Source organism: Bacteroides sp. GM023, from assembly GCF_014750685.1.
In the GTDB taxonomy this organism is placed as follows: domain Bacteria; phylum Bacteroidota; class Bacteroidia; order Bacteroidales; family Bacteroidaceae; genus Bacteroides.
Window position 1 is genome coordinate 286172 of record NZ_JAAXGE010000001.1, and the last position, 15772, is coordinate 301943.

A 15772-nucleotide genomic window follows, 5' to 3' on the forward strand; every position below is an offset into this window, starting at 1 on the left:
TGATAGTTCCTTAATAACTATTGAAACAAGGCACTTATTCTTACAAAGGTATAATTTTTATCGAAAGAATCATTATTTGTGGGTATTGATAACTATTTATTTTCTAGTGAACTTTGTGAAGAAACAAAATGTTGTATATATAAAAAGAAGAAAGGAGATTTATAAGAATGAAAAAGATAGTATTGCTTCGTCATGGAGAAAGTGCTTGGAACAAGGAAAACCGTTTTACGGGCTGGACGGATGTCGATCTGACAGAAAAAGGAGTTGCCGAAGCCGAGAAAGCCGGTGTGACGCTGAAAGAATATGGATTCAATTTCGATAAAGCATATACCTCTTATCTGAAAAGAGCTGTAAAGACACTGAACTGTGTGCTTGACAAGATGGACTTGGACTGGATACCAGTCGAGAAAAACTGGCGCCTGAATGAAAAGCATTATGGTGACTTGCAGGGATTGAATAAAGCGGAAACCGCCGAAAAATATGGTGAAGAACAAGTGCTCATCTGGCGTCGCAGCTACGATATAGCCCCCAATCCGCTTTCGGAGACAGACTTGCGAAATCCGCGCTTTGATTATCGCTACCACGAAGTACCCGATGCCGAACTACCCCGCACCGAATCATTAAAAGATACCATCGAACGTATTATGCCTTATTGGGAATCGGATATATTTCCGAATTTGAAAACAGCAAATACTTTATTAGTAGTGGCTCATGGCAATAGTTTGAGAGGTATTATCAAACATCTGAAGAATATTTCGGATGAAGATATCATAAAACTGAACCTGCCTACTGCTGTACCCTACGTATTCGAGTTTGATGAAAACCTGAATGTAGCTAATGATTATTTCCTCGGAAACCCGGAAGAAATCAAGAAGCTGATGGATGCAGTAGCAAATCAGGGAAAGAAAAAATAGAATAATTACACATTAAAAATTAAAGTTATGAGTAAAATAGTTGAATTACTAAGAGATAAAGCCGGTTATTACCTGGACCATACTTGCGAAACCATCGATAAGTCACTGATTCATATCCCGTCACCCGATACGATAGATAAGATATGGATTGATTCAGACCGAAATATAAGAGTCTTGAATAATCTGCAATCTCTGCTGGGACATGGACGCCTGGCAAATACCGGTTATGTATCCATACTTCCTGTCGATCAGGATATTGAACATACCGCCGGAGCATCGTTCGCTCCGAACCCGATTTATTTCGACCCGGAGAATATTGTGAAACTTGCTATTGAAGGAGGTTGCAACGGTGTAGCTTCTACATTCGGTATTCTGGGCTCCGTAGCACGTAAATATGCCCATAAAATACCTTTCATTGTAAAATTGAACCATAATGAATTGCTTTCTTACCCGAATAGTTTCGATCAGGTGATGTTTGGTACTGTCAAGGAAGCCTGGAATATGGGAGCTGTTGCCGTAGGCGCAACTATCTATTTCGGTTCGGAACAGAGCCGTCGCCAGTTGGTAGAGATTGCCGAGGCTTTTGAATATGCGCACGAACTTGGTATGGCAACCATACTTTGGTGCTATCTGCGTAATAATGACTTCAAGAAAGGTGCTGTGGATTATCACTCTGCTGCCGACCTCACCGGACAGGCCGACCGTTTGGGTGTCACTATCAAAGCGGATATTGTGAAACAGAAACTTCCTACTAACAATGGTGGCTTTAAAGCTATCGGCTTCGGTAAGGTTGACGAACGTATGTACACCGAATTAAGTTCAGACCATCCGATTGATCTTTGCCGCTATCAGGTAGCCAACGGATATATGGGACGTGTAGGATTGATTAACTCCGGCGGAGAATCTCATGGAGAATCAGATTTGCGTGATGCTGTTATTACTGCTGTTGTCAATAAGCGTGCCGGTGGTATGGGATTGATTAGCGGACGTAAAGCGTTCCAAAAACCGATGAATGAAGGTGTAGAATTGCTGAATACCATTCAGGATGTATATCTTGACCCGGAAATAACAATTGCTTAATCCCGGAAGAATGGAAATTAATTCTTATCTTTGACTATTAGATAGTTAACCATTAAAAATTAGAAATATGAAGTTTTTTATTGACACAGCCAATTTGGAGCAGATTCAAGAGGCGTATGACCTCGGAGTACTTGACGGAGTGACAACCAATCCTTCGCTGATGGCGAAAGAAGGTATCAAGGGTACGCAAAACCAGCGTGAACATTATATCAAGATATGTAAGATTGTCAATGGTGATGTGAGTGCCGAAGTGATAGCGACCGACTATGAAGGTATGATCCGTGAAGGCGAAGAACTTGCTGCACTCAATCCGCATATCGTAGTGAAAGTGCCTTGTATTGCCGATGGTATCAAAGCTATCAAGCATTTTAAGGAGAAAAAGATTCGTACAAACTGTACATTGGTCTTTTCCGTAGGACAGGCATTGCTGGCCGCTAAAGCCGGAGCTACTTATGTTTCACCTTTTGTGGGACGTTTGGATGATATTTGCGAAGATGGAGTAGGACTTGTTGGCGATATTGTACGTATGTATCGTACCTATGATTACAAGACGCAGGTACTGGCCGCCTCTATCCGTAATACCAAACATATCATCGAATGTGTGGAAGTGGGAGCAGACGTGGCTACTTGTCCGTTGAGTGCCATCAAAGGATTGCTCAAACATCCGTTGACCGATTCGGGATTGAAGACGTTCCTTGAAGACTACAAGAAAGTGAATGGCTGAATTTAAGTGAGATGCAATTATATAGTGTGGGTGGACATCCATGTAGTATATCTACAGGATGTTCACCTTTTTTCTTTTCGCTTCTCTTTATATTGCGTGGGCGTTTCTCCGGTATATTGCTTGAAAGCGGTACTGAAGTAGCGTGAAGTGGTGAATCCCACTTTCTCGGCAATTTCGGTAAACGTCATTTCTGTTCCGGTGATGAGTACGATTGCTTTTTCCATCCGGAACTTATTGATATAATCATTGGCTCCCATATCTGTCAGGGCTTTCAGCTTGTTATAGAGTGAAGCACGGCTCATTCCTATCTCTTTGCAGATGAAAGTAACATCTAAATCACTGCTATCCAGGTTTTCCTGAATAATCTGATTCAATTTCAACAGGAATGTTTCGTCTGCCTGGCTGAACGTACTCTCTTCCGGTGCGGGGATTAATCCTGCGTTCAGATATCTTTTCTTGGTAGACTCCCGATTCTTTAGTCGGTTGCGGATAATTTCCATCAGCATTTCTATCTCAAAAGGCTTTGTCAGATAGGCGTCTGCTCCATTCTTGTAACCGCTCAACTGGCTTTGTTTATCATCTCTTGCCGTCAGCAAAATGATAGGAATGTGGCTGATGGTAATATCTTCCTTGATGTTTTTACAAAGTTCATATCCGTTCATCCGTGGCATCATCACGTCGCTGACAATAATATCCGGGGTATGGCTCTTGATAAGTTGTAACGCTTCCACACCGTCCGAAGCAATGATTACCCGTTTGAAATACTCTCCTAGTGACTTTTTCAGGAAATCCGTCAAGTCAGAATTATCATCTACTACCAGGATAGTATATGGACTTGTGTCGAAATCATCATTATTGGGTATTTGCTCGTTGCTGTCGTCACTCATTAATTCGTTCAGATATGCTTTGGGTTGGCAGATAATCTCTTCCGATTTTTGTTTCAACGGCAGTTCAAAGAAGAAGGTAGCACCTGCTTCCTGATTGTCACGTGCACCGATAGAGCCACCGTGCAGCTCCACCAAAATCTTTGAATACGACAGACCGATACCGGTTCCGCTCTGTTCTCCTGTGCCTTGATAGAAACGGGTGAAAAGTCTTTGTGTATTTACTTGTTGCAGACCGCTTCCCTGGTCAATGATAGAAATACGTACGCTGCCTTCATTCGCAAGAAGCTCCGAAGTAATCGTTATTTCTGTGTCCTGCGGACTATGCTTCAGTGCATTGATAAGCAGATTACTCAAGATAATCTCGCATTTGTCCTTATCGAAACTTACTGTTTCTATTTGCGGGTCGAGCTGATAGCGGATGCGTACATTCTTTGCTTCCCCTTCACTGGTAAAGTCCTGTGATACGTGCTCAATCCATTTATTGAGGAAGTGCGGCTGTATCTGCAATTTACTTTCGCCGACTTCCATCTTGCGTACATCGAGCACCATATTTATCAAGTTCTTCATTCGCTGCGATTGCCTGTAAATAGCTTTTATAGGCAGGTATTGTGTCTCTTCGGGAGACAGCGATTTCAATATCCGGCTAAGTGGAGCATGTATCAATGTCAGCGGGGTACGCAGTTCATGGCTTATATTAATAAGGAAACGTACTTTTTCTTCATACACCTGTTGTTCGTGCTCCTTCATAGCCCACTTCAGCTTTTCTTCTTTGCGTTTCAGCGTTCTTCGGAAAGTTTCGATGATGGCGGCAGTGATGAAAACCGCGCAACTAAGGATGAACCACCATGTCCGGTACCAGGGAGGAAGAATTGTTAGCTCCAATACCTGCTGGCTGGGAATCCAACTACCGTCTTTTGCCGTGCACGAAGCCATTATTTTATAACTTCCCGGCGGAAGTGAACGTATGGCCAGTTCGGGACTGTAAGATTCAATCTGTTGGTCGTTCAGCCCTTCTATCTGATAGCGGTACATTTTCTGACGGAAAATATCTTCTTCCCTTGACATGATTCGAATCGTGATATTGCTGTTCCAGGGAGCGGAAATACCTGCCGGATCACCATCTATCTCATTATTGACAGATTCTCCGTTGATGACAACATCCGATAATTGTAGTTTGGGAAACTCGCTGGTGGCTAAAGGCAGGTTGCTGTTGATGTGTAGTAACCCTTTCACACCACCCATGTAGATGTTTCCCTGCGAACTTAATAAACGGGGCTTGGACAAATATTCATTTTGGATGGCTCCGTCCGATTCGCCGAATAGAACGAATTTTTTCTCATTGATTAGCCAGGCGAAAAGCATATTGTCCGTACCTATCCAAACTTTTCCCTGTTGGTCGCATACTAGCAGGGTGACTTCCGTAAAAAGAGAAGTCGGTATCGGAGTCTGTACTTTGGTAACGGGGTTGTAATGTATCAATCCATAATTGTTGCCTATCCAAAAACTGCCGTATTCGTCCAATGAAACAGAGTTGATTAGCGTGTCTTTACCACATTGGTACAATGTTTCCAGTCGGTTAGTCCGGTTGTCCAGGCTGAAAATATGTTTCGTGTCGTTCAGATACGTATAGTTTTGGTGATTGGTTATCGGTAAGGTGGCACCGATAATATCCAATCCCTGCTGTTCGGTCGCAACACTGAAAGTCTGTTCTTTCAGGTTGTACTGATAGACATGGTCTCCGAGTAGCAACACGCTGTGAGGAGTATTTTGAAATAGGTTCACCGTTTTTCCCCGGCTTCCGAGACGCGTAGATGTTTCAGTATCTATTATAATGAACGGAGTTTTCTTGCCGGTTGCCGGATTGAAGACAAATACGCCTTGGGAGAAAATAGAAAGCAGCAGGTTGCCGGAAGTAAAGGGGCTGATAGACGCTACCTTATCTTCCCATGTGGTAGGGTAGTGGGTGAATTTCTCCGTGTGGGGATTGAAGAGATTGATACCGCCGCCGTCTGTACCTATCCATACTCGGTCGTCCGCTTCCTGATAGAGACTTAGAACGGTGTTGTTACTTAATCCCCGGTCGCTGCCCGGCAATACATCCGTATAAGTTTTCATGGAAACTTCCCGGATGCTGATTAAGCCATTACGGATGCTTCCCGCCCACATATTATTGTTCCGGTCGTTGTACAGGCAAAGGATGGAATTAGCGGGAAGTGAGTAGTTGTCGCTTCCGGGAACGTGTTCCAATAAAGAGAGATGCCCTGTTTCAGGTTCAAGGATATTGATACCGCCACCGTCTGTTCCAATCCATATCTGTCCTTCCCGTTCGGCAAGGCTTAGTACTACATTATTACTTAAAGCGGAATTATGGGTGGTGTAGGATGCCAATCGTTTTCCGTCGTGAGTAAAACAACTTATTCCTGCATTGTAGGGGGCAATCCAAATCCTGTTTTGCGAGTCGATAAGCATATTCATAATCTCCTTTCCGCAATCGAAAGGGGGAAGGCGGTGCTGTCCGGTATTCAAATCCAGCAGAAGTAAACCCTGCCACCGGCTGCAACAAAGGAGCGTATGTTCATCCCACAAACTTAATAATGTAATATTAAAATTAGGTTCTTTATCTAACTTCTGTAAGAGACGGAGAGAGGAATCCTGATAGCTATAAAAATACACTTTGTTTTGAGAACCGAACAGGACTCCATCATCGGTCAGGCAGGTGGAATACACGATGATATGATTCCCCTTTTCATCCGTGGGGAGATAGAAATCATCACTTTGGCGCTGATAGCATGCCAGTCCTTTTTCAGTCAGAATCCATATGTTATTCTGCTTGTCTTCCGTGATTTGGTTGATTAGGTTATGAGGAAGGGAGTGGGGATTATCTGTCTGATGAATGTATTTCTTTAGTTCGTGTCCGTCATATCTTCCCAATCCCGACCGGGTACCTATCCATATAAAACCCTGTTCATCCGCCAGGATGCACCGTACGGTGGAGGGCAATCCGTCTTTCAGGGAGATTTGTTTGTAGTAATAGTGACCGGCCTGCAGGGGGAGTATACCGGCAAACTGTATGATAAATGTTATACATAACAGGACAAGGATTCTTATTCTCATGGGATTAGGTCAGTTAAACTGAAACAAAGATAATATATTCAGATGAATATTTGTTAAAACTACTGTCTTATTTTGTATTCCTTTGAATAAGAGGATAATAATTAAAAGAAAATTCTTTTCTTTGTAAAAAATAACGTGACTATGAAAGCTAAACCTATCTTTAATTTTATTTTATTGTCTATGTTGGCGCTGGCCTATACATCATGCAATGATGAAATAGATAATACGTTGCGTTTTGCTGATACGGCATCTATCGTAGATAACACGATTGATGTATGTTATCCGAACTCTGATCCGGAAGGAAGAGCAGGAGCTATAACCATTATTGGTGGAGACGGTGACTACTCCGTATATTGTGATAATCCATCCGTTCTTGAAGTAGACAAGAAATTCCCGAATGCGTTTGTTTTACATCCCAAAGGCTGGGGCAACGCGACTGTCATTGTGATAGACGGAACGAAAAAATCTATCCTGCTGAATGTACGTGTGAAACAGCAGGAACAAAAGATTGTTGTCAATGGATTGGGCGTGAAAATTATAGAACCGGACAACCAACCTCTGTCAGATGAAGTGAAAGAAGCAATCCGCCTGAAAGCATTGGAGTTTATTCCTGTGAAAAAAGTAGGTGGCGGCTATCATTTGGTGTGGGATGATAAAACGAATTATAAAGAGGGAACGCTGATTGTTTACCCCGAAGAATATGGTAAGGAGGAAGGGCAGCAGACAGGTACTTTCTCATTCAATCCTTTTGAACAAGGGGATGATTTGGATACTTATCAGTTCAAATATACTTTCAAGGCGGAAGAAGTGGAACATATCTTCTTTATGGATGAAGACCGTTCTCCTTTGAGCCGTACAAGCGTTATGACTCCGATTCCCTGGCTGGAAGATATCAGCGAACATTTTCAGAAAGACTATCCGGGAATAAAGGTATATACTCAGCAGATTTGGTAAAGTGTATCCGGTTTTATCGGTGAGAAGATAGCATTATTTATTCATAATCCCTATCTTTGCTCGAAAATATACGACTATGATTACCGAAGAACTACAGAAACTTTATCAGGCATATACGGGCGTTCCCGCTGAAAATATAACAGAATTACCATCTTCCGGTTCCAACCGCCGTTATTTCCGGCTGTCGGGCATACAGACATTGGTCGGAGTGTATGGAACTTCTATCGACGAGAATGAAGCCTTTCTCTATATGGCAGAGCATTTCCGCAAAAGTGGTCTGCCTATTCCCGAAGTTCACATCGTATCGGAGGATAAGACCTATTACCTGCAAGAAGATTTAGGTGATACCTTGTTGTTTCATGCCATTGAGAAAGGGCGTGCCACCAGTGTATTCTCCGAAGAAGAGAAAGAATTGCTCCGCAGAACGATTCGCCTGCTTCCCGCTATTCAGTTTGCCGGGGCGGACGGGTTTGATTTTTCCCGTTGCTATCCTCAGCCGGAGTTCAATCAGCGTTCCATTCTTTGGGATTTGAACTACTTCAAATATTGTTTTCTCAAAGCTACCGGAATGGAGTTTCAGGAAGACAAACTGGAAGATGATTTCCAAAAAATGAGTGATGTCCTGCTTCGCAGTTCTTCCGCTACCTTCATGTATCGTGATTTTCAAAGTCGTAATGTGATGATAAAGGACGGACAGCCTTGGTTTATCGACTTTCAGGGCGGGCGCAAAGGACCATTCTATTATGATATTGCTTCTTTCCTGTGGCAAGCCAAAGCGAAATATCCCGATAGCCTTCGCAAAGAACTTTTACAGGAATACATAGAAGCCCTTCGCAAATACCAACCGATTGACGAACCTTATTTTTATAGCCAGCTTCGTCACTTTGTTCTTTTCCGTACCTTGCAGGTATTGGGTGCATACGGTTTCCGTGGTTATTTCGAGAAAAAGCCTCATTTCATTCAAAGTGTTCCTTATGCCATCGCCAATCTGCGTGAACTGTTGAAAGAAGAATATCCTGAATATCCGTATCTCTGCAAAGTATTGCGTGAACTTACCGGGCTGAAACAGTTTACAGATGATTTGAAGAAACGCCAGCTTACTGTTAAAGTAATGAGCTTTGCCTATAAAAAAGGAATTCCCGAAGACCCGACAGGGAATGGCGGCGGTTATGTCTTTGATTGCCGTGCCGTAAATAACCCCGGTAAGTACGAACGTTACAAACCTTTCACCGGATTGGATGAACCCGTGATAACTTTCCTTGAGGAAGATGGTGAAATTCTTCACTTCCTCGACAATGTCTACGCCTTGGTAGATGCTTCCGTGAAACGCTATATGGAACGCGGATTCAGTAATTTATCCGTTTGCTTCGGTTGTACCGGCGGACAGCACCGTTCTGTGTATTCAGCCCAGCATTTGGCGGAACGCCTGAATCAGAAGTTCGGGGTAAAAGTAGAACTGGTACACCGTGAACAGAATATAGAACGTACGTTCGAAGCAACCGTATAAAGGATATTTATGAAAGCAATGATATTTGCAGCCGGTTTGGGTAGCCGGCTGAAGCCACTGACCGATACGATGCCCAAAGCCTTGGTGCCCGTAGCAGGGCGGCCGATGTTGGAACATGTAATAGTAAAGTTGAAAGCATCCGGCTTTACCGAAATAGTGATTAACATCCATCACTTCGGCGAACAAATACTTGATTTCTTGAAAGCGAATGATAATTTCGGGCTTACTATACATATTTCCGATGAACGCGCCCTGCTGCTTGATACAGGGGGGGGGGTAAAGAAAGCCCGCTCTTTCTTTGAAAATTCCAATGAACCTTTCCTTGTGCACAATGTGGATATTCTTTCGGATATTGACTTGAAAGAACTCTACGAATCTCATTTACAGAATGGTGGTGTCGCTACCTTACTGGCCAGCCGGCGCAAAACTTCCCGTTACCTGCTTTTTGATACAGAAAAGAAACTCTGCGGATGGATTAATAAAGATACGGGACAAGTAAAGCCGGAAGGTTTCCACTATGACGAATTACTTTATCAGGAATACGCCTTTAGCGGCATCCATGTTCTTTCTCCTTCTATCTTTCAATGGATGGATACCCCTCGTTGGGAAGGAAAATTCTCTATTATGGATTTTTATCTTGCTACCTGTCAGCAAATAAAATTTTTTGGTTATTTGACGGAGAATCTGCAACTCATTGATATAGGTAAACCGGAGACACTGGCCAAGGCAGAAGAATTTGTAAAAGGTTTGAACCTTTGAAATTTTATTTATACTACTAAAGTGCCACATTGAGATACCTAAAGGGCTTTTCTAATTCTATTTCTATTGTAATACAAAAGATTTGTGTAAGTTTGCTTGGATAAACAAACAATATTGTTGAACTACATAAATTTTGTAGCATGGGAAATGAATCTCCATTAGCTTTACTAAGTGGAGCGGCTGATAATTTATTGTATAATATCTTTGAGAACCTATCTGTAGGTCTAGAGTTATACGATAAAAGTGGCTTGATGATCGAAGTAAATCATACGGAATTACAATCAATGGGGATAAAGAACAGGGAAGAGCTTTTAGGGCGTAGCTTGTTTGACATTCCAAGTCTTTCTGATAAAGACAAACAGCAAATAATGAATGGAGAAACCATACATCTCTTGGCAGAGTATGATTTCGATAAACTGCATCGCTGTTTTCCAACCTATTTATCAGGTACCAAGCATTTTGAAATTACTGTTTCTTCCGTATTCAGCGAAGAGGGTAAAATAATAAACTACTTGGTAATCACCCAGGATATTACTGAACGTATTCTATGGCAACGTAAATACGAAAATCTCTACGAAGATGCCTTGTGCTCTAAGCAGGAACTAATCAAGAGCGAACAAAAAATGATAGAATTGCTCCATCATAATGAACTGGTATTGAACAATACCAATTCCGGACTCGCTTATATAACTAACGATTATATTGTACAGTGGGAAAACGTTTCGCTTTGTAGTAGAAGCCTTTCTTATGAAGCTTACAGAAAAGGGGAAGCATGCTATAAAACGGCTCATAACCGGACTACTCCCTGTGAGAATTGTGTGATGCAGCGTGCCCGGAAATCCGGTCAGGTAGAAACGATTCAATTCCTGCTCAATAATGAACATACCATTGAAGTATTTGCTACACCTGTATATAATGATTTAGGCGATATTGAAGGTGTCGTTATTCGTGTGGATGATGTCACCGAACGTCAGCAGATGATCGGTGAATTGGAAAAAGCAAGGAAACAGGCCGAGCAATCGGATAAATTGAAATCCGCCTTTCTTGCAAATATGAGCCATGAGATTCGTACTCCGTTGAACGCGATTGTCGGTTTCTCTGATCTGCTTATGATAACTGATAATCCGGCCGAGAAAGAAGAATATAGTAAAATCATTAATATAAATAATGAGCTTCTATTGAAGTTGATTAATGATATATTAGACCTTTCTAAGATAGAAGCCGGCTCAGTGGAACTGAAATACGAAGAATTCGATTTATCAGTTTACTTTGATGAACTGGCAACTTCCATGCAATGGCGTATCGGAAATCCCCAGGTTCGTCTGATTACTGTTAATCCATATGCTGCCTGCATGGTAAGACTGGACAAGAAACGTTTTGCCCAAATTCTCACGAACTATGTGACGAATGCCATCAAATATACTCCCGAAGGAACTATCGAGATGGGGTATGAAAAAGTGGAAGAGGGAATTCGCATCTATGTTCGCGATACAGGTATCGGCATACCGGAAGATAAAAAAGACAAAGTATTCTATCGGTTCGAGAAACTGGATGAGTTTGCACAGGGAACCGGACTTGGATTGTCTATCTGTAAGGCCATCATAGATGCTTGTGAAGGAAGTATCGGGTTTGAGTCAGAGCATGGAAAAGGTTCTTTGTTCTGGGCTATCCTGCCATGTATAGATGAAATAGAAGAGGAAGGGCTGACTGCTTCCCAACAGAGAAGCGGAAGAAAGTCGAGGAAAGATGCTGCTGTGGCTGCAAAAGAAGAAAAAGTAGAGAAAAAGACTATTTTGGTAGCGGAAGATATTCAAAGCAATTTCTCTCTTGTGTCTTCTCTATTGAAAAACAGATGTAATTTGCTACATGCGGCAAATGGGCAAAAAGCTGTTGAAATCGTACAAACCCAGTCGGTCGACCTTGTATTGATGGATATGAAGATGCCGATAATGGACGGCCGTATTGCCACTGCCGAAATCCGGAAGTTCAATACCCGTATTCCGATTTTAGCATTGACTGCCCATGCTTTTGAAGCCGACCGGGTAGCAGCTCTGGAAGTAGGTTGCGATGATTACTTAGTAAAACCTATTAATGGAGCAAAATTGATGCAAGCATTGAAGGAGTACGGCTGTTAGGCTGGCTCTTTCTTTCCGAAATAAGTTATATACGGCGGTATTCCACATCAGGAATACCGCCGTATTTTTCTTTGTAATCTTAAACATTGCGTACTTTACCATTAATGCTTTCTTTATTTGTATCGAAAGATGTTCAATAATGTCTAATGCAGGAGAAAAGGACGATGAAATGGACGATTTTAGACAAATTTGGATATAAAATAGCGATTTTGGAACATTCTATTTTTACAGCCTTCCTATTTTTGTGGCTGAAAATGTTGCTCGAAGTGATGATACTCGTCTAACATTCTCACTACTCGGTTTTTTGAGATTTATTTTTGTTAGCTAATAAATTTGTATCTTTATTATTAAATGTAATATTATGAAAAGAAAGAAGCTTATGAAAAAACAAAGCTACTTTGTTGTTCTTCTGATGCTGCTCCTATTATTCCCTTCAGGAGCATTTGCACAGCAACAAATGATTAAAGGACAGGTGGTGGACGATAAGGGGGAAACCGTTATCGGTGCTACAGTCATGGTAAAAGGAGGGCAAGAAGGCGCCATTACCGATATTGACGGAAATTTCTCCGTGAGAGGTAAAGTCGGAAGCACGTTGACCATTTCTTATGTAGGTTTTATTCCTCTCGAAGTGAAAGTGACGAAATTGGAAGGCAACCGTTTCGTTCTCAAAGAAGATTCTAAAGTACTTGATGAAGTTGTCGTAGTAGGTATGGGCAAGCAGAAACGTAACACGATAACGGCTGCCGTAGCTACTGTGAAGTCCGACGCAATTGTTAATCGTCCGGTAACCGACCTGACCAGTGCCCTGCAAGGTAATGTGGCCGGTTTGAACTTTGCTTCGGATGCCGCGGCAGATGGTGTCGGTGGTGAAACCGGTGCTGAAATCAAGTTCAATATCCGTGGAGTCGGTTCTATCAATGGCGGTGAACCTTACGTATTGGTGGACGGTGTGGAACAGAGCATGCAAAATGTGAATCCTGCCGATATTGAAACGATCAGCGTTTTGAAAGATGCTTCTGCATCGGCAGTTTACGGTGCGCGTGCTGCTTATGGTGTGGTATTAGTTACTACCAAAAGCGGACGGAAAGAAAAGACACGCGTCACTTATCGCGGAACGGTTGGTTTCAGTTCTCCTATTAATATGCCACAAATGATGAATTCATTGGAATATGCGAACTATTGTAATCAACGTGATGTGAATATGGGACGTACAGCGCAGATTTCCAATGCTACCATTGAAAAGATTAAAGGATTTATGGCTAACCCGTATTCGGCAGAGTTTCCCGGTATCGGCCCGAACCAGGCAGGCGATGGCTGGGCGGCATCCGATAATGTTCAGTATGGCAATACGGATTGGTTTGATTATTATTTCAAAGACCGTGCTATCCGTCATTCGCATAACCTGAGTGTACAGGGTGGTGGAGAAAAAGCCACTTACTATGTAGGTTTGGGATATACTTATCAGGAAGGTTTGATGGATCAGGTGCAGGATGACTTGAAGAAGTATAATATTAACACGAAGTTTTCAATTACGGCAACCGACTGGTTGAAATTCCACTTCAACAATAACGCGACGGTGAACATCATCAATCGTCCGATGGCTAATCAGACTATCTTTTATGGTACGATAGCGAATACGGCCCCCACTCGTGTCACTCACTTACCTATAGAACAGACAGAGTTTTCTACACCCACCTGGAATGAACAGCTTTATCTGAAAAAATCGAATTACAATCAGAATCGTATTTCGGATGCGCTGTCTTTCTCTGCTATTATCACTCCGCTGAAAGGCTGGGACATTATGGGAGAGATGAAAGCTCGTCTCGATGTCGAAAATAATAGTTTTAAACTGAAGAAAAGCAATCATGCATTACCTAACGGACAGATAATAGAAACTTCAGGAAACCGTCAGGGGTATCAATATCCGGGTATGAGATGGCAGAATACACGTTTCGGCTCATTGACACGGGGTAGCGCATTCAATTACTACTTGTCTCCCAGTGTCTCCAGTACCTATATGAATCAATGGGGCGATCATGAATTTAAAGCGATGGCAGGTTATCAGATGGAACTTCAGGAAAACTCCAGCGAATATATGTACAAGGATGGAATGTTAAGTGAAGATACCTATTCATTCGATAATGCCGACGGAACCATCTATGCAGGAGAAGCACGTACCCATTGGGCTACCATGGGATTCTACGCTCGTATGAACTGGAATTATCAGAATACTTATTTTCTGGAACTTAGCGGACGTTATGACGGCTCATCCCGTTTTGCACCGGGACATCGTTGGGGATTTTTCCCCTCTTTCTCTGCCGGCTATGACATTGCCCGTACCAACTATTTTATGAACTTGAATATGCCTGTATCACAGTTGAAGGTACGTGTATCCTACGGACGTTTGGGAAACCAGAATGGTGCCGGACTATATGATTACTTGGGAATGATGACTCTTGATCCGAATAATGTGAACGCATGGTTGCTTCCGGGCGGTGATGGGATTAGTAAAGGTACTATTTCACTGACTCCGAAAATGATTAGCCCCTATATCACATGGGAAAAAGTGGACACAGCTAACTTTGGTTTGGATCTTATGTTGCTGAAAAATCGTTTATCCGTAACGTTTGACATCTACCAACGTACGACAAAAGATATGATCGGTCCTGCAGAAGCTATTCCGGCAGTCAGTGGTATTATTCCGGATGACCGTGCAAAAATTAATAATGCGACTCTGCGTAACCGTGGTTGGGAACTTTCTGTTAATTGGCAGGATAAGTTGAAATGTGGTTTCAGCTATGGAATAGGATTCAATTTATTCAATTACAAGGCCGTTATTACAAAGTACAACAATCCCGAAGGTATTATCTACAATAACCACACAGGTTTGGATCGCAACAAAGGTTATTACGAAGGAATGGACCTGGGTGAAATTTGGGGGTTTGTGGCAGATGACCTGTTTATGACCAATCAGGAAATTGATTCATATCTCAACAGCAAAGACCTGTCTTTCTTCAAGAACGATAATCTTTGGCAGGTAGGTGATTTGAAATATTTGGATACGAATCGTGATGGAAAGGTAGACCCGGGAAAAGGAACTTTGGAAGATCATGGTGACTTGAAGGTAATTGGTAATGCTACCCCAAAGTATTCATTTGGTATTAACTTGAATGTGGGCTATAAAGGATTCTCTGTTTCTACATTATTCCAGGGCGTGGCTAAACGTGATTTCGCTTTGGCAGGAAGTACTTATCTCTTTGGTGGAAAGAACTTCTTCAAAGAACATCTCGATTATTTCAGCCCGTCAAATCCGGATGGGTATCTTCCTCGCCTGACAGACCCCAAGACAATAGATTATAATACAAATATTGGTTATAATACGAGCCGCTATTTGGTGAATGCCGCCTATATGCGTATGAAGAACCTGACAGTGTCTTATACATTCGATAAGAAACTCCTGAAAGCTATGCGACTGGAAAATTTGAGAGTATATTTCACGTGTGACAATCTGTTTACTATTACTAAGCTGCCTAAAGCCTTTGACCCCGAAACACTAAATCAGGTAAATACTTGGGCAGGTGGTAGTAATGCAACCGCTCCGGGACTTACTTCCGCAGCCAACGAAAATGGTAATGGTAAAGTGTATCCGATGAACAGAAATTTTGTATTTGGTCTTGATTTCACATTTTAATAACAGA

At 42.2% G+C, this 15772-nt stretch carries 9 protein-coding genes; 8 read left to right on the forward strand and 1 reads right to left on the reverse strand.

From position 1 onward, the window contains the following. The first annotated feature begins 167 nt into the window (after positions 1–167). From gpmA to fsa, 3 genes are all read left to right on the forward strand, one after another. Positions 168–914 (forward strand): 2,3-diphosphoglycerate-dependent phosphoglycerate mutase, encoded by a 747-nt coding sequence (gene gpmA / locus HC965_RS01010; protein WP_191029679.1) that lies wholly within the window; start codon positions 168–170, stop codon positions 912–914. A gap of 27 nt (positions 915–941) precedes the next feature. Next, complete coding sequence (locus HC965_RS01015) at positions 942–1994, forward strand: class I fructose-bisphosphate aldolase (protein WP_191029680.1); 1053 nt, start codon at positions 942–944, stop codon at positions 1992–1994. Between the two features lie 67 nt (positions 1995–2061). Then, entirely contained in the window at positions 2062–2718 is a 657-nt protein-coding gene (gene fsa / locus HC965_RS01020) for a fructose-6-phosphate aldolase (protein ID WP_191029681.1), read from the forward strand. A gap of 62 nt (positions 2719–2780) precedes the next feature. Here the strand turns inward: fsa and HC965_RS01025 are convergent, their stop codons facing one another. Continuing rightward, positions 2781–6719, reverse strand: coding sequence for a two-component regulator propeller domain-containing protein (locus HC965_RS01025; protein WP_191029682.1), 3939 nt, complete (start codon positions 6717–6719; stop codon positions 2781–2783). Between the two features lie 141 nt (positions 6720–6860). Between HC965_RS01025 and HC965_RS01030 the strand changes: the two genes are divergently transcribed. From HC965_RS01030 to HC965_RS01050, 5 genes are all read left to right on the forward strand, one after another. Continuing rightward, positions 6861–7673, forward strand: coding sequence for a hypothetical protein (locus HC965_RS01030; RefSeq protein ID WP_191029683.1), 813 nt, complete (start codon positions 6861–6863; stop codon positions 7671–7673). A 76-nt stretch (positions 7674–7749) separates the two neighbouring features. After that, positions 7750–9180 (forward strand): RNase adapter RapZ, encoded by a 1431-nt coding sequence (locus tag HC965_RS01035; protein ID WP_191029684.1) that lies wholly within the window; start codon positions 7750–7752, stop codon positions 9178–9180. A gap of 9 nt (positions 9181–9189) precedes the next feature. Beyond that, on the forward strand, positions 9190–9939 hold the full coding sequence (locus HC965_RS01040) for a nucleotidyltransferase family protein (protein WP_191029685.1): 750 nt from the start codon (positions 9190–9192) through the stop codon (positions 9937–9939). 140 nt (positions 9940–10079) lie between these two features. After that, positions 10080–12074 carry a response regulator gene (locus tag HC965_RS01045; protein ID WP_191029686.1) on the forward strand — a complete coding sequence of 665 codons (1995 nt, stop codon included), beginning with the start codon at positions 10080–10082 and terminating at the stop codon, positions 12072–12074. A 361-nt stretch (positions 12075–12435) separates the two neighbouring features. Beyond that, a complete protein-coding gene (locus HC965_RS01050; RefSeq protein WP_191029687.1) occupies positions 12436–15765 on the forward strand; it encodes a TonB-dependent receptor in 3330 nt (1109 codons plus the stop codon). Positions 15766–15772 lie beyond the last annotated feature (7 nt).

Excerpts from the sequence above, each read along its gene's own strand:
- gpmA (WP_191029679.1), top strand. The coding sequence starts at position 168 with ATGAAAAAGATAGTATTGCTTCGTCATGGAGAAAGTGCTTGGAACAAG.
- HC965_RS01015 (WP_191029680.1), top strand. The coding sequence starts at position 942 with ATGAGTAAAATAGTTGAATTACTAAGAGATAAAGCCGGTTATTACCTG.
- HC965_RS01045 (WP_191029686.1), top strand. The coding sequence starts at position 10,080 with ATGGGAAATGAATCTCCATTAGCTTTACTAAGTGGAGCGGCTGATAAT.
- HC965_RS01030 (WP_191029683.1), top strand. The coding sequence starts at position 6,861 with ATGAAAGCTAAACCTATCTTTAATTTTATTTTATTGTCTATGTTGGCG.
- HC965_RS01035 (WP_191029684.1), top strand. The coding sequence starts at position 7,750 with ATGATTACCGAAGAACTACAGAAACTTTATCAGGCATATACGGGCGTT.
- HC965_RS01040 (WP_191029685.1), top strand. The coding sequence starts at position 9,190 with ATGAAAGCAATGATATTTGCAGCCGGTTTGGGTAGCCGGCTGAAGCCA.
- fsa (WP_191029681.1), top strand. The coding sequence starts at position 2,062 with ATGAAGTTTTTTATTGACACAGCCAATTTGGAGCAGATTCAAGAGGCG.
- HC965_RS01050 (WP_191029687.1), top strand. The coding sequence starts at position 12,436 with ATGAAAAGAAAGAAGCTTATGAAAAAACAAAGCTACTTTGTTGTTCTT.
- HC965_RS01025 (WP_191029682.1), bottom strand. The coding sequence starts at position 6,719 with ATGAGAATAAGAATCCTTGTCCTGTTATGTATAACATTTATCATACAG.